The organism is Pseudomonas putida (assembly GCF_028682395.1).
Lineage (GTDB): Bacteria > Pseudomonadota > Gammaproteobacteria > Pseudomonadales > Pseudomonadaceae > Aquipseudomonas > Aquipseudomonas putida_AB.
In genome coordinates, this window is record NZ_JANHLC010000005.1 from 155,765 (window position 1) to 175,168 (window position 19,404).

Annotated in this window: 19 protein-coding genes; 11 read left to right on the forward strand and 8 right to left on the reverse strand. The window is 62.6% G+C overall.

Going from position 1 to position 19,404, the window contains the following annotated elements; genetic code table 11:
• Positions 1-81 precede the first annotated feature (81 nt).
• Positions 82-552 (forward strand): MaoC family dehydratase, encoded by a 471-nt coding sequence (locus NPS46_RS14550; RefSeq protein ID WP_274108314.1) that lies wholly within the window; start codon positions 82-84, stop codon positions 550-552.
• A gap of 60 nt (positions 553-612) precedes the next feature.
• On the opposite strand, the gene NPS46_RS14555 is transcribed toward NPS46_RS14550, so the two are convergent.
• From NPS46_RS14555 to NPS46_RS14570, 4 genes are all read right to left on the reverse strand, one after another.
• Positions 613-1,473 carry an efflux RND transporter periplasmic adaptor subunit gene (locus tag NPS46_RS14555; protein ID WP_274108316.1) on the reverse strand — a complete coding sequence of 287 codons (861 nt, stop codon included), beginning with the start codon at positions 1,471-1,473 and terminating at the stop codon, positions 613-615.
• A 10-nt stretch (positions 1,474-1,483) separates the two neighbouring features.
• Positions 1,484-1,690: a DUF1656 domain-containing protein gene (locus NPS46_RS14560; RefSeq protein ID WP_274108318.1), complete on the reverse strand. Its 207-nt coding sequence runs from the start codon at positions 1,688-1,690 to the stop codon at positions 1,484-1,486.
• Positions 1,677-3,665 (reverse strand): FUSC family protein, encoded by a 1,989-nt coding sequence (locus tag NPS46_RS14565; protein WP_274108320.1) that lies wholly within the window; start codon positions 3,663-3,665, stop codon positions 1,677-1,679. Before NPS46_RS14565 ends, NPS46_RS14560 begins: the two co-directional genes overlap by 14 nt.
• 174 nt (positions 3,666-3,839) lie before the next feature.
• The gene (locus NPS46_RS14570; protein ID WP_274108322.1) at positions 3,840-4,295 is read right to left on the reverse strand and encodes a PA2169 family four-helix-bundle protein; all 456 of its coding nucleotides are present in this window, start codon (positions 4,293-4,295) and stop codon (positions 3,840-3,842) included.
• Positions 4,296-4,514: 219 nt separating this feature from the next.
• Between NPS46_RS14570 and NPS46_RS14575 the strand changes: the two genes are divergently transcribed.
• Together NPS46_RS14575 and NPS46_RS14580 are read left to right on the forward strand one after the other, a co-directional pair.
• Positions 4,515-4,751 (forward strand): DUF3820 family protein, encoded by a 237-nt coding sequence (locus NPS46_RS14575; RefSeq protein ID WP_274108324.1) that lies wholly within the window; start codon positions 4,515-4,517, stop codon positions 4,749-4,751.
• Positions 4,752-4,763: 12 nt separating this feature from the next.
• On the forward strand, positions 4,764-5,963 hold the full coding sequence (locus tag NPS46_RS14580) for an aminotransferase class V-fold PLP-dependent enzyme (protein WP_274108326.1): 1,200 nt from the start codon (positions 4,764-4,766) through the stop codon (positions 5,961-5,963).
• Here the strand turns inward: NPS46_RS14580 and NPS46_RS14585 are convergent.
• The 4 genes from NPS46_RS14585 to NPS46_RS14600 form a co-directional block, all read right to left on the reverse strand.
• On the reverse strand, positions 5,951-6,796 hold the full coding sequence (locus NPS46_RS14585) for a cache domain-containing protein (protein WP_274108328.1): 846 nt from the start codon (positions 6,794-6,796) through the stop codon (positions 5,951-5,953). The genes NPS46_RS14580 and NPS46_RS14585 overlap by 13 nt on opposite strands.
• A gap of 123 nt (positions 6,797-6,919) precedes the next feature.
• Positions 6,920-7,753 carry an ATPase gene (locus NPS46_RS14590; RefSeq protein ID WP_274108330.1) on the reverse strand — a complete coding sequence of 278 codons (834 nt, stop codon included), beginning with the start codon at positions 7,751-7,753 and terminating at the stop codon, positions 6,920-6,922.
• Positions 7,754-7,843: 90 nt separating this feature from the next.
• Positions 7,844-8,848, reverse strand: a complete 1,005-nt coding sequence (locus tag NPS46_RS14595; protein ID WP_274108332.1) for an NAD-dependent epimerase/dehydratase family protein — start codon at positions 8,846-8,848, stop codon at positions 7,844-7,846.
• A 52-nt stretch (positions 8,849-8,900) separates the two neighbouring features.
• Complete coding sequence (locus NPS46_RS14600) at positions 8,901-9,794, reverse strand: LysR family transcriptional regulator ArgP (protein ID WP_274108334.1); 894 nt, start codon at positions 9,792-9,794, stop codon at positions 8,901-8,903.
• Positions 9,795-9,890: 96 nt separating this feature from the next.
• Here NPS46_RS14600 and NPS46_RS14605 point away from each other — a divergent pair, with 96 nt between their 5' ends.
• The 8 genes from NPS46_RS14605 (at position 9,891) to NPS46_RS14640 (ending at position 19,305) form a co-directional block, all read left to right on the forward strand.
• The gene (locus NPS46_RS14605) at positions 9,891-10,292 is read left to right on the forward strand and encodes an ACT domain-containing protein (RefSeq protein WP_274108336.1); all 402 of its coding nucleotides are present in this window, start codon (positions 9,891-9,893) and stop codon (positions 10,290-10,292) included.
• A 5-nt stretch (positions 10,293-10,297) separates the two neighbouring features.
• Positions 10,298-10,900: a LysE/ArgO family amino acid transporter gene (locus NPS46_RS14610; protein ID WP_274108338.1), complete on the forward strand. Its 603-nt coding sequence runs from the start codon at positions 10,298-10,300 to the stop codon at positions 10,898-10,900.
• A gap of 175 nt (positions 10,901-11,075) precedes the next feature.
• The gene (locus tag NPS46_RS14615; protein ID WP_274108341.1) at positions 11,076-11,672 is read left to right on the forward strand and encodes a superoxide dismutase; all 597 of its coding nucleotides are present in this window, start codon (positions 11,076-11,078) and stop codon (positions 11,670-11,672) included.
• A gap of 307 nt (positions 11,673-11,979) precedes the next feature.
• Complete coding sequence (locus tag NPS46_RS14620; protein ID WP_274108343.1) at positions 11,980-14,031, forward strand: putative bifunctional diguanylate cyclase/phosphodiesterase; 2,052 nt, start codon at positions 11,980-11,982, stop codon at positions 14,029-14,031.
• Positions 14,032-14,190: 159 nt separating this feature from the next.
• Positions 14,191-15,525 carry an imelysin family protein gene (locus NPS46_RS14625; protein WP_274108345.1) on the forward strand — a complete coding sequence of 445 codons (1,335 nt, stop codon included), beginning with the start codon at positions 14,191-14,193 and terminating at the stop codon, positions 15,523-15,525.
• Positions 15,526-15,700: 175 nt separating this feature from the next.
• Positions 15,701-17,128, forward strand: a complete 1,428-nt coding sequence (locus NPS46_RS14630; protein WP_274108347.1) for a di-heme oxidoredictase family protein — start codon at positions 15,701-15,703, stop codon at positions 17,126-17,128.
• Between the two features lie 12 nt (positions 17,129-17,140).
• Positions 17,141-18,205: an imelysin family protein gene (locus NPS46_RS14635; protein WP_274108349.1), complete on the forward strand. Its 1,065-nt coding sequence runs from the start codon at positions 17,141-17,143 to the stop codon at positions 18,203-18,205.
• A 2-nt stretch (positions 18,206-18,207) separates the two neighbouring features.
• On the forward strand, positions 18,208-19,305 hold the full coding sequence (locus NPS46_RS14640; protein WP_274108351.1) for a DUF1513 domain-containing protein: 1,098 nt from the start codon (positions 18,208-18,210) through the stop codon (positions 19,303-19,305).
• Positions 19,306-19,404: the final 99 nt, after the last annotated feature.

Genomic DNA, 19,404 nt, shown 5'->3' on the forward strand with positions numbered 1-19,404 from the left:
GGCTGCCACCAGAGCACGCCACCTCGACAGCCGTGGGACCGAGCAATCGGTTCCCTCCAACCGTGACAGGATTTTAAAACGATGACCCAGGTTACCAACACGCCTTACCAAGACCTCGAAGTCGGCCAGACCGCCAGCTACAGCAAGCATGTGCAGGAGCGCGATATCCAGCTGTTCGCGGCCATGTCCGGCGATCACAACCCTGTGCACCTGGACCCCGAGTTTGCCGCAGCCAGCATGTTCAAGGAGCGAATTGCCCACGGCATGTTCAGTGGCGCGCTGATCAGCGCGGCGGTCGCCTGCGAGCTGCCCGGGCCGGGCACCATCTACCTGGGCCAGCAAATGACTTTCCAGAAGCCGGTAAAGATTGGCGACACCCTGACCGTGCGCCTGGAAATCCTGGAAAAACTGCCCAAGTTCCGCGTACGTATCGCGACCCGTGTGTTCAACCAGAACGATGAACTGGTGGTCGATGGCGAAGCCGAGATCCTCGCACCGCGCAAACAGCAGACCGTGAACCTGCCGGTCCTGCCGCCCATCAGCATCGGCTGAGCGCCTCCCGGGACTAAACGCGGATGGCAGACTCACGCTGCCGTCCGCACCGGCCCTGCCCTATTTACCCTCGTCCACCTGGACGCTCGCGGTCATCCCCGCGCTCAGCCGCTCGCCTTCGGGCAAGCGATCAAAACGAATCCGCACCGGGATCCGCTGGGCCAGCCGCACCCAGTTGAAGGTCGGTTCGACCTGCGCCAGCAACTGCCCATCCGGCGTCGCGTTGCGATCGGTAATCCCGCGACTGATGCTTTCCACTTGCCCTTGCAGGGCCTCGCCGGCACTCATCAGCCAAATCTTGACCGGCGCACCGACCTGGATACGCGGCAGTTTGGTTTCCTCGAAGTACGCCTGCACGTAGAAGCTGCCATCAGCGATCAACGCCATCACCGGCTGCCCGGCATTCACATAATTGCCTTCGGCCAGGCGCAGGTTGGTGATGTGTCCGTCACGGGGCGCACGCACCTGGCTACGGGCCAGGTTGAGTTCGGCGACCTTCACGTCCGCCAACGCCTCGCGCCATTCACCACGGGCGATACCCGCATTGATCTGGGCATTTTCACGCAGCTCGGCGCTGATCGCCTGGGGCCCGAGGGCGGCCCGTCGTGCTGCCTCGTGCTCACGCAGGCTGAGCTGCTGCTGGCGGGTCTGGGCCACGGCCTGGGCCTTTTCCAACGCGGCCTCGAAACGCTCGCGATCGATCGACAACAACAGGTCGCCGGCCTTAACCGCCTGGTTGTCGCTGACCTTCAACTCGCGCACCCAGCCGGAGACGTCCGGCGCCACGATCACCACATCGGCCCGTACCCGCGCATCACGGGTCCAGGGCGTCAACATGTAGTACTGCCAGAGGTGATAACCGGCAAACAGTGCCGCCACCACCAGGCCCAGCGTTATGGCGACACGTACAGAAGTGCGCATGGACAGCTCCTTATAAAGGCCCAAGAACCACGGTAATCAAGGTCAGAATGCAGACAAACAGCGCACAATCGAACAACGCTTCGTGCCAGATCCAACGCCCCAAAGGCGTCACGCGAATCAACACGCGCACGGCGCCGGTCACCAGCAACGCCAGCAGCACATCAATCAAAAAAGGGCTGAGCAGAATGCCGCCCAACGCCCACTCACGCAGCCCCATGGCCTGCCTCCTGTTGCTGGCACCAGGTGCGCCAGCTGTTGTGCAATTGCAGCACCGCGCCCTGGGCCAGCGTCAACGGATCGCTGGGCGGCAGGGCCTGCAGGCTGTGCAGCAGCTTTTCACTGGCCGCTTGCAGCGCGTCGGCACGCTCGGCGGCCGGGCCCTGTTCGAGTAATGCCTGTAACTGTTGCAAGTAACTGCGCAAGGCCGCATCCCTGGGTATCTGGGCCACTGCCAGGCTCAAGCGCAGATGCAGCAATTCGTCGCCCATATCCAGACCCAGCAGGCCATCATCCCAGCGACTGCGGGCCTGCTGCGGCAGTTCCGGATAGTGGCGCGCCAACTGCATCAGGCGGTCGGCCATACGTCCGCCAAACCAGCTCTCGGCCCCACGCAGATCGCGCCGGGTCAGACGCACCAGATCATGTAGGGTCGCGGCCAGCAGACGGCGCCCATGCCATTGCGGGTTGCGCAGGATCAGCAGATGGAAGGCCAGTACCGCCGTACCCACACCGATAATCATGGCCTGGGCGCTATTGAGAAAAACCGCGACATCGAAACTCATTTGATTGAGCGGTGCCACCAGGACGATGAAGTGCAGACAGAAAGAGGTGGCCGTCGCGCCAATCTGCGGCTTGGCCATGCACAGCGCCCCGAAGAACAACGGCACGCCCATGCCCATGCACAACAGGGCAAAGCCGCTCCACTGGGGTAACAGCAACTGGCCGACGACAAATGCCACCGGCAATGCGAGGAAAATCCCCCGCATAAAACTCATGCCGATCTGCGCGCCGTTCTCGCGACTGGCGAACAGACTGCAGACCACGCAGGTCAGCAGCATGGCACCGGACGCGGCCGGCCAGGCCGTGGCCATCCAGAAGCTCGCCACGACCAGAAAGGCCAGGGCGCTGCGCGCGCCAAACACCAGCGCCAGCGACAGATCGCGATGAGGCGCCAGACTGCGGGGTGCCTCGCTGCCACTGCGGCCCTCTTCCACCGCCTGCAAGGCCGCCCCGGCGGCGAGCGCGGTATCGAGCAACAGGGCCAGGCGGGCCAGGCAGTAACGTTGCACCGAGCTCCACACCGGCTCATGCGCGGCTGCCTGGATACGCGGGCGCACGCTGCGCATCAGCTCCTCATCGCCGCCCGCCAGCGCCTGCTCGACCTCCGCCAGCCAGGGCGCCAGTTGCGCCGCCTCGGCCTCATCCATCTGCCGCCACTGGCGGCGAACGGCACGGGCCACGCGCAACAGCATCAGCAGCTTCTGGCTCAGGCCACTCACCGCCCGCGCGCGCTGACGCCCCAGGTCGCCTTCGAACCAGGCATGCTCGCGCTGGGCATCCACCGCGACAATCCGCCCAAGGATTTCCAGCAACCCTTTGCGGGCAGCGCCTTCTCCCGCCAGGGTCGCCTGCGCCGCCTGTAACCCGCTTTGCCAGGCACTGCGGGCCTGGCTGGCCAGTTGCCGTTCGACCCGTGACGGCCAGAGCAACGCGCTGCTGGCCGTGGCGCAGAGAATGCCCAGGGAGATTTCCGTACACCGCGCCACGGCCTGGTCGAACACCAGCAACGGATGACTGAGCGACGGCAGGGCAATGATCGCCACTGTGTAGCCGGCCAGCACGAAGGAATAGGACCAGGCACTGCGCAGCAGGGTCGAACAGGCCGTGCACAACCCCAGCCACAGGGCCAGGGCCAGCAGGAACAACCAGGGCGTCTGGGCGAACAGGCTCATGAAGACCACGGACATAATGGTCCCGACCAGCGTTCCGAGCAGCCGCGCCAGGCCCTTGTGCACCACCATCCCTGACAGCGGTTGAGCGACGATAAATGCGGTCATCAAGGCCCAGGCCGGCTGCTCCAGCCCCCAACGCAAAGCGAGCCAGAGCGCCAGCGCACCGCCGAGCAACGTCTTGATGGCGAACTGCAAGGCCGCTGGGCTGGGGGCGAACATGGCTTGCAGTGTGATACGCACAATCGAACCTGCTTGAACCGATAACCTGAAAGAAAGATAGCCGCTAAAAAATCCCGGCGGACGGGATTAAAACAAGCAAACTAATTATTAGCTAGCGAACTAATTCCCGTCCAGTACAAAATCATCGCCCACAAAAAAGCGCCAGACTGGCTGGCGCTTTCAAGACGGAGGCGATCAGCTCGCGCGGGCAATATTGCGCAGTGCCTTGACCTGATCATGGTTGCGCTGCACGCCGTGGAACTGACGCTCGACCACTGCCCGCACATGGGCCGGCAGCTCTTTGGACAGGGCGTGCTTGTAAGCCTTCAGGGCGTGGTCTTCACCGCGCTCGGCCTCATTGAGCACCGCCTCTTCGTCCTTGCCGGTAATCAGCGACTTGAGGTCGACCCAGCGGCGATGCAGGTCACCGCTGACGCTGGTCGAGGTTTCAGGATCACCGCCCAGTGCACGCACTTCCGCCTGCAATTCTGCCGCCGCCGTGGCGCAACCCTGGGAGCGCTTGATAAACAGGCTTTTTAGCTCGGGATTCTTGATATCTTCGGCACAGGTGCGAAAACCTTCTTCGCCATCCTTGCTGGTTTCGATCAAATCGTTCAATACCGAGATCGCTTCTTTATTGACGTTGCTCATTATTCAATTCCTTCTGCGGGGTGGGAGTTTGAAACCGCTACCCTGAAGAGTGCGAACGTCATGCCAGTTTCAGGAAAATAAAATACTCAATAAAATCAATTAGTTAAATATAAACTAGAAAACTGTACCCGCGCTATTTGCATGATCTGTCAATTGGCCTGCATGCAGAATGCCTGTATTTTTCAAAACGACCGCTATGGCCCGAGACCCCTGCCTTCCATGAATCCCGAAAAGCTCGAACTGCTGGTCACTCGCGAGATGCCCTTTGGCAAATACAAGGGTCGCATCCTGGCCGACCTGCCCGGTCAATACCTCAACTGGTTCGCCCGCGAAGGTTTTCCCCACGGAGAACTTGGCGGGTTGCTGGCCTTGATGCAGGAGATAGACCACAACGGCCTGTCCGATCTGCTCGACCCCTTGCGTGCCAAGCACGGCAAGCCCAAACCCCGCCACTGACCGAGCCCCCCCATGCCCCGCCATGCGCCGCACGCCCGCAACGAAGCCTTCTGGAACGCCTATGCCGAGCGCTATGACGCCGAGGAGGGGCCGATCAACCTGGAAAACGGCTACTTCGCGCGCATGACCCGTACGGTGCTCGAGGAGTACCAGCGCCAGATCGCCTTTATCAACCGCAGTAACTCGGTGTATGTGCGCCAGCACTTCGAGCACGGCACCAGCCTGCAGATTCGCCAGCAACTGGCCGACCTGCTGGGCCTGGACAGCGACACCCTCGCGCTGACCCGCAGCGCCAGCGAAGGCCTGCTCTCACTGATCCGTAACTACAACCGCCTGCAGCCGGGCGATCAAGTACTGATCTGCGACCTCGACTACCCCAGCGTGCAAGGTGCCATGCGTTGGCTGGCTGGCCAGCGCGGGGTCGAGCTGATTGAGATCGCCCTGCCCCATCCCGCCAGCCATGACGCCCTGGTCGACAGCTACCGCCAGGCCTTCCTGCGTTACCCGCGCCTGAAGCTGATGGTCCTGACCCATGTGACGCACCGCACCGGGCTGGTCTTGCCGGTGCGGGACATTGCCCATGTTGCGAAAGCGCACGGCATCGATGTCGTGCTCGATGGCGCGCACGCCCTCGGGCTGGTTGAATTCGACCTGGAAGATCTGGGTGTGGCCTTTGCCGGCTACAACCTGCAGAAATGGATCGGCGGCCCGCTCAGCTTGGGTTTTATCTACATCGCTGCGGGGCGCCTGGGCGATATCGACCCGGATATGCAGGCGCCCCAGGTCAATGCAGCCGATATCCGCTCCCGCGTGCCCTACGGCACCCCCAATATTGCCGCCTGGATGACCCTGCCGCTGGTGTTCGAAGAGTACCGCAGCCTGGGCGGAGCTGCGGTCAAGGGCCCGCGGCTGAACTATTTGCGCGATCTTTGGGTCGCCCCGGTCCGCCAACTCAAGAACATCGAGGTGCTGACGCCGGACGATCCGCGCCTGTACTGCACCATTACCGCATTGCGCTTTCGCAATCGTGTCGACCAACAGCCCATGGTCGACCGATTACTCGCGGACTACGGCCTGTTTACCGTGGCCCGCGAGGGCTCGGCCTGCGGCCCGTGCATCCGCGTCACCCCGAGCCTGAGCACGCGCGAGGCGCATCTTCAGCGCCTGGTGTGCGCCCTGACTGAACTCGACGCGCTTGATCAGGGGCTGTAATAGCCCACCGCAATCAGCCAGTGGCCGACCTTGCGCAGATACGCGTGCTTGTCTTCGATTTTGCCGGTCACCGGGTTTTTCCAGCGATACTCATATTCGCCCTGATCCTGGCCGGCCATCATCGCCAGGATTGGCTCGCCCACCGGCTTGCCTTGCGGGTCCTTGACCTTGCTGAAGTCGGTGTTGATCAAGCGCAGATTGGTGCCGTGGGCCACGTAGCGCCCAGTGTCCAGGTCAACCACGAAGACATAGAGATCGTCCTGCAGATAACCGCCGCGCAGGTCATTGATCGCCCTGAGCGTGCCCGCCTCGTCCTTGCCCAAATCACTGGCAGCCTTGTCGAGCAGCGCTCGCGCCTGATCCGCCGACGCACGGGGCAGGTAATAGCCCACCGCAAGGATCCGATCGCCAATGCGCTGGAAATACACCCGCTTGCGCTCGACCTTGCCGTCATTCCAATTCTGCCAGCGGTACTCGGCCTGCTGGATACCGTTGGCCTCGGGAATCTTCAGCGCATCGGCAAATGCTTTGCGCAACTCCGGCCCTAGCACCGCCGAGACATCCCGCCCGATCAAGGCCGAGCTGGGGCCGCCACTGGCAAGCATCACGCCGTGGGTATCAACCACAAAGACGTAGCGGTCCTTGTCGACGAATTCGCCCTGGCGGCTGAACGCGGCGAACGCCTTGTCACCATTGTCGTGGTAGTAGGCCAGGGCCTTCTCTAGCAAGGCTTTGGCCGCACGCGCCTGCTCGGCGCTTTCTTCGGCGGCCTGCAACTGACTGCCGCTTAGCAGCAGCCAGCCCAGCAGCATGCATGTGAACCACTTACCCATCTCGCGTCCCTCGCTCCTGTGCGTGTCATCAGAGCGTAGACGGTCGAGAGAAATGACCAAGCATTCAGTAGGAGAATGCCAAGGCTGGCCTCAACGGGATCGCTGGGGCCAGCCTGGCAGGCTTCAAGGACGGGCGTTGAGCTGTTGCTGCAGATTCTGGATCTGGCTTTGCAGCGTGCTGATATTGCGCGTGACCTGGCCACGGAACGCATCGAACTCGGCCGTGCTGGCACCGCTCGCGGCCGCGGGGCGGGTTTCCTGCTCGCTCTTGAGAACGATCAGTTCCTGTTCCAGACGCTCGATAGCCGCACTCGGATTGCCCTGTTTCTTCAGGGCCGCGATGTCGCTCGCCAGGCTCTTGAGTTGAGCCTCAAGCTTGGCCTGATCGCCCTGGGCCGCCTTGAGGCTGGCCAACTCCGCCGTCAGGCTTTTGACCTGGGCCTGCAACTGGCCCTGGACATTGAGTTGCTCGGCGGTCTGCGCGCTCATCTGCTCCAAACGCTTGTCCAGGCCGCTCTGCTGGCCGGCTACGCCCTGTTGCTGCTTACCCTGTTCCAGCAGGCGGCTTTCCAACTGGCGAACCTGCAACTTGAGCGCCTCGCTGTCACTGGTCACGCTCGATTCACTGGCGACCACCTTGCCGGAGATATCCTGCAACCGCCCCGCGGCTTCCTCGCTGATCCGCGCGAAGCTTTCCTGGGTCGCCACCAACTGTTGTTCCATCAGGGAGATCTGCTGGAAGCTCCACCAGCCCAAGCCGACCAGGGCAATGAAAAACGCCCCCAGCAACGCCCACAACGGCCCGGTACTGGGCCCCTTGACCCGCACCACCGGCGTAGTGCGCGACGACACCGTGGTGCGTTCGCGGGCGCCAACCGTGGACGGATAATCATCCTCGTCGCGTTCCTTGGCACTCAAGCTCGGCAAATCGAAATCGTCATTGGCATCATTACGCATGGATCAACCTTTCTCAGCGGTACCGGCTAAATGCCGGAAGTATAAACAGCTTGCCCGGCGCACTGATCGACTGCGCAGGCCACAATCGGTTCAGACATATTGACCGGATGTATCCTGGGCTTGCCACCAATGGCAGAACTCATCCAGGGCGGTCCACAGACTCACGCTGGGTTCATAACCGAGATAGTGCCGGGCGCGACTGATATCCAGGGTGAAATCCTTGTTCATCACCTGCATGCCCAGGCGCGACAGCGTCGGCTCCGGACGCCCCGGCCAGAGCTTGCATACACCTTCGTTGAGCGCCGCCACACTATAGGCCAGGCCATAAGAACGGTAGCGCGTGACCTGAGGCACCTGCATACGCCGCATCACGTAATTGACCACGTCCCAGAGCGGCACCGGCGCGCCGTTGCTGATGTTGTAGGCCTTGCCCAAAGCGGCCTCGCCAACCTGCAGGGCGCTGAGCAATGCCGCGTTCAGGTTCTGCACGCTGGTGAAATCGACCTTGTTCAGACCATTGCCGACAATGGCCAAACGGCCCTTGCGTTGCATGCGCAACAGGCGTGGGAAAATGCTCATGTCGCCGGCGCCGGTCACGAAGCGCGGCCGTAGCGCCAGCACTTCCAGGCCAAACTCCTGGGCACCGAACACCTTCTGTTCGGCGAGGAACTTGGTCGCCGCGTAAGGGTGCTTAAATCGCTTGGGCACCTGCTCCTCGGTCAAGCCAAGATGGGAGCGTCCATCGAAGTAGATCGACGGCGACGACAAATGCACCAACCGGCGCACCTGCTGTTTGAGGCAGGCCTCGACCACGTTCTCGGTGACCAGCACATTACCCTGGTGAAAGTCCTGATAACGGCCCCACAACCCCACCGCACCCGCGCAATGCACCACGGCTTCGACATCACGGCACAGGTCGTGCACCCGTTGCCCGTCGGTCAGATCACCCGGAACAAACTCGGCGCCACGGCGTACCAGATGCTCGACGCTTTGCTCCCGGCGCCCGTTGACGCGGACCTCGAAACCCTGCTCCAGGGCGCAGCGCGCAAAGCGCCCGCCGATAAAGCCGCTCGCGCCGGTGACCAGAATTTTCATGCCTTGCTCCAATTGCCTTGATTCGTACTGCCCATTGCCTGATGCCACGCTTTTATAGACTAGAAACCAGCCAACGCCCCGACTCGCGGGACAACTGCTCGGTCAACAGCGCCAATAACTGACCGCCATTGCGCCAATGATGCCAGTACAGGGGCACATCGATGGGCTTATCTGGCAACAACTCGCGCAAAACCCCGCGTTCCAGTTGCTCGCGCACCTGCAATTCCGGCACCAGGCCCCAGCCCAGCCCTGCCTCGATCAGGCGAATAAAGCCTTCGGAGGATGGGCACAAGTGGTGCTCGAAACCGCCATCAACCCCCAGTAACGCCAGGTAGCGGTGCTGAAGAAAGTCATCCGGACCAAAGACCAGCGCCGGCGTGCGCGGCAGTTGGGCCGGGACCACCTCATCGGTGAAGTGGCGGGCAATGAAGTCCGGGCTGGCCAAGGCCCGATAGCGCATCGACCCCAGCAGCAGGCTACGGGCGCCGGCCAGCGGACGCTCGATGGCGCAGATACAAGCCGCGACCTCGCCAGCGCGCATGCGCTTAAGGCCAACCGTCTGGTCCTCCACCACCAGGTCCAGCAGCAGATGTTGCTGCGCGCAAAAATCGCTGACCGCCGCCGCCCACCAGGTGGCCAGGCTGTCGGCGTTCAAGGCGATGCGCAGGCGGTCCGGCAGGCCCTCTTCATCCAGGCTCGGCACCAGGCTCTGCAAATCCCGCTCAAGCAGGCGCACCTGTTGCACGTGGTTGAGCAGGCGCCGGCCTATCTCGGTCGGCGTCGGCGGTGTTGCACGAATCAGCACTGGCTGGCCGACCCGTGCTTCCAGCAGTTTGATCCGCTGGGAAATCGCCGACTGCGAAAGCCCTAGCACCTGGGCGCCACGCTCGAATCCGGCCTGTTCCACCACCGCGGCAAGGGCGGAAAGCAGCTTGTAGTCGAACATCAGTTTTCCTAATGAGCGATCAGTAATATTGGTTTTTCTTATATACACCGCTAGCGCAAAATAGCCAGCACGAAATCCCGAACCAAGGATCGCCCCATGTCTGGCCAAACCTCCCTGCCTCTCCTTCTGCGCAGCATGAGCCCGCAGTTGAACGAGGGTGACTATGTCTTTTGCACCCTGGCCGAAGACACCCCGCTACAGGGCCGCAGCGTCATTGCCAGCATCCGCGAACAGGAAGGTCTGAGTGTCGTACTCGCCCGGCAGGACGCCGATGCCCTGGGTCTGAGCTACGACTACGTGGCCGCCTGGATCACCCTGAGCGTGCACTCCGCACTCGCCGCCGTGGGTCTGACCGCCGCTTTCGCCGGTGCACTGGGACGCGCCGAGATCAGTTGCAACGTGATTGCCGGCTTCTACCACGACCATCTGTTTGTCGCCCGTGCCGACGCCGCGCGCGCCATGGCCGTATTGAAACAACTCGCAGCCCACGGGGAGTAACGACGATGTGGCAAAGCTATATCAATGGCCTGTTAATGGCCTTCGGCCTGATCATGGCGATCGGAAGCCAAAATGCCTTTGTCCTGGCCCAGAGCCTGCGCCGTGAACATCATCTGCCGGTCGCCGCGTTCTGCGTGATCTGCGATGGGTTGCTGGTCGCCGCCGGGGTCTTCGGTCTGGCGACCATCCTCGCGCAAAGCCCGTTGCTGCTGTCGATCGCACGCTGGGGCGGCGCCGCGTTCCTGCTCTGGTACGGCGCCATGGCGCTGCGTCGGGCCTGCTCTAAACAGAGCCTGCAACAGGACGCCGGCCACACCGCACGCTCACTGCGCACGGTAATGCTGAGCGCCCTGGCGGTTACGCTGCTCAATCCCCATGTCTATCTCGATACCGTGCTGCTGATCGGTTCGCTCGGCGCCCAGCAAAGCGTTCCCGGCGCGTATGTCGTGGGCGCGGCCAGCGCGTCGTTGCTGTGGTTCTCGGCCCTGGCCTTCGGCGGTGCCTGGCTCGCTCCGTGGCTGGCACGCCCAACCACCTGGCGCATTCTCGACGTGCTGGTAGCCGCCATGATGTTCGCCGTCGCCGCTCAGTTGATCAGTGCTGGCTGATTATTCCAAAAGGCTCTGGAACCTCTATTCCACAAAGTTGTTGCGTGGTTTTGCCGCACCCCCGGTGCTATGATCCAAGACTTGCGCCGCAAAGAGTACAAACTCCACGGCGCGTGTCTGGCCGCCCGTGATCGGCCTTGCGCTCACCGCAACTGACCTGATTAGGAGAATCATCATGGCTTTCGAATTGCCGCCGCTGCCTTACGCACACGATGCCCTGCAGCCGCACATTTCCAAGGAAACCCTGGAATTCCACCACGACAAGCACCACAACACCTACGTCGTGAACCTGAACAACCTGGTGCCAGGCACCGAGTTCGAAGGCAAGACTCTGGAAGAGATCGTCAAATCCTCTTCCGGCGGCATCTTCAACAACGCCGCCCAGGTCTGGAACCACACCTTCTACTGGAACTGCCTATCGCCTAATGGCGGCGGTCAGCCAACCGGCGCACTGGCCGAGGCCATCAACGCAGCGTTCGGTTCCTTCGACAAGTTCAAGGAAGAGTTCAGCAAGACCTCCATCGGCACCTTCGGCTCCGGCTGGGGCTGGCTGGTGAAGAAGGCTGACGGTTCCCTGGCGCTGGCCAGCACCATCGGCGCCGGCAACCCGCTGACCAGCGGCGACACCCCGCTGCTGACCTGCGACGTCTGGGAACACGCCTACTACATCGACTACCGCAACGTACGTCCGAAGTATGTCGAAGCTTTCTGGAACCTGGTGAATTGGAAGTTCGTCGCCGAGCAGTTCGAAGGCAAGCACTTCGTCGCTTAAGACCGCTTCTCGCCACAGAAAAAACCCGGCCTGGCCGGGTTTTTTTTGCGTGTTCTCCAAGCACTTTCAAAGCAGCAATGCCCGTACGCAACTAGTATCAAATCTGCGCAAAAAAAACCGTGCCCCCCTCAAGTTGCGCGGTTTGCCGACCGACATACTGTCCAGCCCCCGACGAATACGCACCAACCGCGGGGTCCAGGCCCGCCCTGAAAGCCGGACGGGCTTGAATGTCCCTTTGACTGCCGGGACCGGATTGCCAATACTCATGGCAACTTGATGCCACTCGCTCGGAACAAGGAATAGCCCTTTGAAGCTGGAACTCAAGAACAGCTTGTCGGTGAAGTTGCTGAGAGTCGTGCTGCTTTCGGCACTGATTGTGGGCGTGGTACTCAGTTGTGCGCAGATCGTATTCGACGGTTACAAGACCCGCCAGGCGGTCGCCAGCGACGCCCAGCGCATCCTCGACATGTTTCGCGACCCCTCGACCCAGGCCGTCTACAGCCTGGACCGGGAGATGGGCATGCAAGTCATCGAAGGCCTGTTTCAGGACGAGTCTGTGCGCCAGGCCTCCATCGGCCACCCCAACGAAACCATGCTCGCGCAGAAATCCCGACAATTGCAGCAGTCGCCCAGCCGCTGGCTGACCGACCTGATCCTCGGCCAGGAACGCACCTTCACCACCCAATTGGTGGGGCGTGGGCCTTATAGCGAGTACTACGGCGACCTGAGCATCACCCTCGACACCGCCAACTACGGCCAGGGTTTCCTGGTCAACGCAGTGATCATTTTTATCTCCGGTGTCCTGCGCGCACTGGCCATGGGCCTGGTGCTGTACCTGGTCTACCACTGGCTGCTGACCAAGCCGCTGTCGCGGATTATCGAGCACCTGACCACGATCAACCCCGATCGCCCCAGCGAGCATCAATTACCGTTGCTCAAGGGCCACGAAAAAAACGAGCTGGGCATCTGGATCAACACAGCCAACCAGCTGCTGGCGTCCATCGAGCGCAATACCCATTTGCGCCACGAAGCCGAGAACAGCCTGCTGCGCATGGCCCAGTACGACTTCCTGACCGGTCTGCCCAACCGCCAGCAGCTACAACAGCAACTGGACAAGATTCTGGTCGATGCCGGGCGCCTGCAACGACGGGTCGCGGTACTGTGCGTGGGCCTGGATGATTTCAAGGGGATCAACGAGCAATTCAGCTACCAGACCGGCGACCAACTGCTCCTGGCCCTGGCCGATCGCCTGCGCGCCCACAGCGGTCGGCTCGGCGCCCTCGCCCGCCTCGGCGGCGACCAGTTCGCCCTGGTCCAGGCCGATATCGAGCAACCCTACGAGGCCGCCGAACTGGCCCAGAGCATTCTCGATGACCTGGAGGCGCCCTTCGCCCTCGACCACCAGGAAATCCGCCTGCGCGCCACCATCGGGATCACCCTGTTCCCTGAAGACGGCGACAGTACCGAAAAGCTGCTGCAAAAAGCCGAACAGACGATGACGCTGGCCAAGACCCGCTCGCGCAATCGTTACCAGTTCTATATCGCCAGTGTCGACAGTGAAATGCGTCGCCGCCGGGAGCTGGAAAAGGATTTGCGCGAAGCCCTGGTGCGCAACCAGTTCTACCTGGTCTACCAGCCGCAGATCAGCTACCGCGACCAGCGCGTGGTCGGCGTCGAAGCCCTGATCCGCTGGCAGCACCCCGAACATGGCCTGGTGCCGCCGGACCTGTTTATCCCCCTGGCCGAACAGAACGGCACCATCATCGCCATCGGCGAATGGGTGCTGGACCAGGCCTGCCGCCAATTGCGCGAATGGCATGACCAGGGCTTCAGCGATTTGCGCATGGCGGTCAACCTGTCCACGGTGCAGTTGCACCACAGCGAACTGCCGCGCGTGGTCAACAACCTCCTGCAGATGTACCGCCTGCCGCCGCGCAGCCTGGAGCTGGAAGTCACCGAGACCGGCCTGATGGAAGACATCAGCACGGCCGCCCAGCACCTGCTCAGCCTGCGCCGCTCCGGCGCGCTGATCGCCATCGATGACTTCGGCACCGGCTATTCATCGCTCAGCTATCTGAAAAGCCTGCCCCTGGACAAAATCAAGATCGACAAGAGCTTCGTCCAGGACCTGCTCGACGACGATGACGACGCCACCATCGTGCGGGCGATTATCCAGCTGGGCAAAAGCCTGGGTATGCAGGTGATTGCCGAGGGCGTCGAAACCCGCGAGCAGGAGGCCTATATCATCAGCGAGGGTTGCCATGAGGGCCAGGGCTACTTCTACAGCAAGCCGCTGCCGGCACGGGAGTTGAGCGTCTATCTCAAGCAGGCGCAGCGCAGCAAGGCGGCGATTTCCTGAGCCCCGACCTTCACGCGGTGCCCGACGACGCTCGAGCGCCGCGTGAATAGGAAATATTTACAACTCCAGCCCTTTACATAAAATGCAAATCTTTCGCATTATGTGTCAGTTTTGCGCGCGCCGCGCGCCTGTCCAACCTCTCGAAGCAGGATTTTCGCCATGATTCGTATGCCTCTGGCCACCGCCAGTCTGTTGGCCATCGCCATTTCCCTCGCCGGTTGCGGCGACAAGGAAAAGGCGGCTGCTCCTCAAGCACCGACCCCAGCCGCCAGCACCACCGCTCCTGCCGCCAGCGCCGGCCAGGTCGATGAAGCCGCCGCCAAAGCGGTTGTCGGGCATTACGCCGACCTGGTCTTCGCGGTCTACAGTGACGCCGAATCCACTGCGAAAACCCTGCAAACCGCAATCGACGCATTCCTCGCCAAGCCCAACGACGACACCCTGAAAGCCGCCCGGGCCGCCTGGGTCGCTGCACGCGTACCTTACCTGCAGAGCGAAGTGTTCCGCTTCGGCAACACCATCATCGACGACTGGGAAGGCCAGGTGAACGCCTGGCCCCTGGACGAAGGCCTGATCGACTACGTCGACAAGAGCTACGAGCACGCCCTGGGCAACCCTGGCGCGACCGCCAATATCATCGCCAACACCGAGATCCAGGTCGGCGAAGACAAGATCGACGTCAAGGACATCACCCCCGAGAAACTCGCCAGCCTGAACGAGCTGGGCGGTTCCGAGGCCAACGTCGCGACCGGCTACCACGCCATCGAATTCCTGCTCTGGGGCCAGGACCTGAACGGCACCGGCCCGGGCGCCGGCAACCGTCCGGCCACGGACTACCTGGAAGGCACCGGTGCGACCGGTGGCCACAACGACCGTCGTCGCGCTTACCTCAAAGCCGTGACCGAGCTGCTGGTCAGCGATCTGGAAGAAATGGTCGGCAACTGGAAGCCGAACGTGGCCGACAACTACCGCGCCACCCTGGAAGCAGAACCTGCCGAAAGCGGCCTGCGCAAAATGCTGTTCGGCATGGGCAGCCTGTCTCTCGGCGAACTGGCCGGCGAGCGCATGAAGGTTTCCCTGGAAGCCAACTCCCCGGAAGACGAACACGACTGCTTCAGCGACAACACCCACAACTCGCAGTTCTACGACGCCAAGGGCATCCGTAACGTCTACCTGGGCGAGTACACCCGTACCGATGGCACCCAGCTGACCGGCGCCAGCCTGTCCTCCCTGGTCGCCAAGATCGACCCGGCTACCGATGCGGCCCTCAAGGCCGACCTGGAAGCCACCGAAGCGAAAATGCAGGTCATCGTCGACCACGCCAACAAGGGTGAGCACTACGACCAACTGATCGCCGCAGGCAACGAAGCCGGCAACCAGATCGTACGCGACGCCATCGCCGCCCTGGTCAAACAGACCGGTTCGATCGAGCAGGCCGCTGGCAAGCTGGGCATCAGCGACCTGAACCCGGACAACGCCGATCACGAATTCTGATCTGCCTGGCCGTGTGACTGAAAAGGCGACCTACGGGTCGCCTTTTTTCATCGCCGCTCTTCCACACCCCCGCGCACTTGCGCCAAATCAAAGCAAACGCTAATCCCTCTTATTCAAACTCCCCTACCCTGATAGACTTTGCGCCTCCGATTCTGCCCGCCGCCCTGGACCCCCGATGCCTTCGCTGCCCCTTCGCCTGTCAACGCTGCTGCTGGTGCTCGGCTTGAGCGCCTGTGATGACGCACCGCGTTTCACTCAGGCAGAACCCGGCGAAGCACGCTCCGGTGGCAGTACCACCGTGCGCAAGGCCGATCGCAATGCCTTTTCCCTGCCCTCGGCCAACCTGTCGCCCACCCGGCGCCTGGACTTCAACGTCGGCAACAGTTTTTTCCGCAATCCCTGGGTCATCGCCCCCGCCACGACCACGGCCCGCGACGGCCTCGGCCCACTGTTCAATACCAATGCCTGCCAGAACTGCCATATCAAGGACGGCCGCGGCCATCCGCCCGCGCCGGGGGCAAAGCATGCAGTGTCGATGCTGATACGGCTGTCGATCCCCGATGCCCCGGCCTACGCCAGTGTCATCGAGCAGGTTGGCGTTGTGCCGGAGCCGGTCTACGGCGTTCAGTTGCAGGATATGGCCATCCCCGGCGTGACGCCGGAGGGCAAGGTCCGGGTCGAGTACGACAGCGTGCCGGTACGCTTCAAGGACGGCACCCTGGTCGAGTTGCGCAAACCGCGACTGGCCATTACCCAGTTGGGCTATGGCCCGATGCACCCGGATACCCGCTTCTCGGCACGGGTCGCCCCACCGATGATCGGCCTGGGCCTGTTGGAAGCGATCCCCGATGCAGCAATCCTGGCCAATGCCGACCCCGAGGACAAGAATGGCGACGGCATTGCCGGCCGGGCCAATATTGTCTGGGACGACGCCCTGCAAAAGCCGGTGATCGGCCGGTTTGGCTGGAAAGCCGGCCAACCGAACCTCAATCAACAAAATGTTCACGCGTTTTCTGGTGATATGGGCCTGACCACCAGCCTGAAGCGTACCGATGACTGCACACCGACCCAGACCGCCTGCCTGCAGGCCCCCAATGGCAATGGCCCGGACAACGAGCCGGAAGTCAGCGACAACATCCTGCGCCTGGTGCTGTTCTACAGCCGCAACCTCGCCGTGCCCGCGCGGCGCGATGTCGGTGCGCCCCAGGTACTGGCCGGCAAGAATCTGTTCTACCAGGCCGGCTGCCCGGCCTGCCATGTACCGAGTTTCACCACCGGGGCCGATGCCGCGGAACCCGAACTGGCCAACCAGATGATCCGTCCGTACAGCGACCTGCTGCTCCATGACATGGGCCCGGGCCTGGCCGACCAGCGCAGCGAATTCCAGGCCGGGGGCCAGGATTGGCGCACGCCACCACTCTGGGGCCTGGGCCTGACACAAACCGTCAGCGGCCATACCCAGTTGCTGCACGACGGCCGCGCCCGCAATGCGCTCGAAGCGGTGCTCTGGCACGGCGGCGAAGCACTCCCGGCCCAGCAACATGTTCTGACCTTCAATGCCGAGCAGCGCGCCGCGCTTCTGGCGTTCCTGAATTCTTTATAAGAGGAGCCGGATATGTTCCGCCCCAAACTGTTGTTCACCAGCCTTGCCGCCCTCGCCCTCGGTGCCTGCTCGCCGCAGGATCCCCAGGCGGTCACCTCGGCGGCCATTGCAAAGCAAGTGATCCTGCCGACCTACAGCCGCTGGGTCGAAGCCGACCGTCAGTTGGCGGTCAGCGCCCTGGCCTTCTGCCAGGGCAAGGAAAGCCTGGACACTGCCCGGGCCGACTTCCTCCACGCTCAAAAAGCCTGGGCTGAGTTGCAACCGTTGCTGATCGGCCCGCTGGCCGAAGGCAATCGGGCCTGGCAGGTGCAGTTCTGGCCGGACAAGAAAAACCTGGTCGGCCGTCAGGTCGAGCAATTGGTCACGGCCCAGCCGCAGATCGATGCCGCCGCTCTGGCCAAGTCCAGCGTCGTGGTCCAGGGCCTCTCGGCCTATGAGTACATCCTTTACGACAGCAAGATCGACCTGGCCGACAGCGCCCAGAAAGCGCGCTACTGCCCACTGCTGACCGCCATTGGCGAGCGCCAGAAGCAACTGGCCGAGGAAATCCTCGAGCGCTGGAATACCAACGACGGCATGCTTGCGCAGATGAGCAAGTTCCCCAATCAGCGCTACGCCGATTCCCACGAAGCCATTGCCGATCTGTTGCGTGTTCAAGTCACCGCTCTGGACAGCCTGAAGAAAAAACTGGGCACGCCCATGGGGCGCCAAAGCAAAGGCATCGCACAACCCTTCCAGGCCGATGCCTGGCGTAGCCAGTCGTCCCTGCAAGGCCTCGAAGCTAGCCTCGCGGCGGCCCGTACCGTCTGGGCCGGGGTCGACGGCAAAGGCCTGCGCGGCCTGCTGCCCGCCGAGCAGAAGGCCCTGGCCGAGAAGATCGACGCGGCCTATGACGCGTCCCTGAAACTGTTCGCCAGCAACCAGCGTTCGCTGACTGAGATGCTCGGCGACGATGCCGGCCGTCAGCAACTCAATGACCTCTATGACAGCCTCAATGTGGTCCATCGCCTGCACGAAGGCGAACTGGCCAAGGCGCTGGGCATCCAACTGGGCTTCAACGCCAACGACGGTGACTGATAATGCTAAGACGCCAGGCAGTGGCTCTCGGTAGCCTGTTGCTCAGTGCAGTGACACTGGGCGGCTGGACGCTGTTCAAAAGCAAGGGCAGCCAGCCATTGCTGCTGTCGGCCCGTGACGATGGCGACGGCCAGCACTATGCCGTGGGTTACCGCCTGGACGGCACCCGGGTGTTCGCCACCCAGGTGGCCCAGCGCTGCCACGACATCATCAATCATCCCAGCCAGCCCTTGGCTCTGTTTGTCGCCCGCCGCCCCGGCACCGAGAGCTACCTGATCGACCTGCGCGACGGGCGCCTGCTGCAGACCGTCGCCTCCCAGCCGAACCGGCATTTCTACGGCCACGCGGTGATCCACCAGAGCGGCCAATGGCTGTACGCCACTGAGAACGACACCACCGACCCAGGCCGTGGTCTGCTCGGGGTCTATCGCTTCGAGAATGAGCGGCTGGTCCACAGCGGCGAGATTTCCACCCACGGCATCGGTCCGCACCAGGTGTCTTGGATGCCCGATGGCGAAACCCTGGTGGTGGCCAACGGCGGTATTCGTACCGAAGCCGAAAGCCGGGTCGAGATGAACCTGGATGCAATGCAGCCAAGCCTGGTGCTGATGCAGCGCGACGGCACGCTGCTGAGCAAAGAGACCCTGGCCCAGCAGATGAACAGCGTGCGCCACCTAGGGATCGCCAGCGACGGCACCATCGTCGCCGGCCAGCAGTTCATGGGCGATGCTCACGAGACCTCGCAGCTGTTGGCGATCAAGCGTCCTGGCCAACCCTTCGAGGCCTTCCCGGTCGCTGCCGAGCAATTGCACGCCATGGGCCATTACACCGCCAGTGTCGCCGTGCACAGCGAACTGCGCCTGGTGGCGCTGACCGCACCACGGGGCAATCGCTTCTTTATCTGGGATCTGGACAGCGGCGCCCTGCGCCTGGACGCGCCGCTGCCGGACTGTGCCGGGGTCGGCGCGGTGGCCGATGGCTTTGTCGTCACCTCAGGCCAAGGCCGCTGCCGTCTCTACAACTGCCGCCAACCCACGCTGGCCGCCCAGCCGCTGGACCTTCCCGCTGGCCTGTGGGACAACCATCTGCACCTGATTTAACCTCACCGATATCCTCCCCCTTGGCAGCGCCCGGGGGGCGGATTAAGGTGCGGGTCTGAACGACGTTCTCTCGTTGGCTCTTCGACGTTTTCCAAGGAA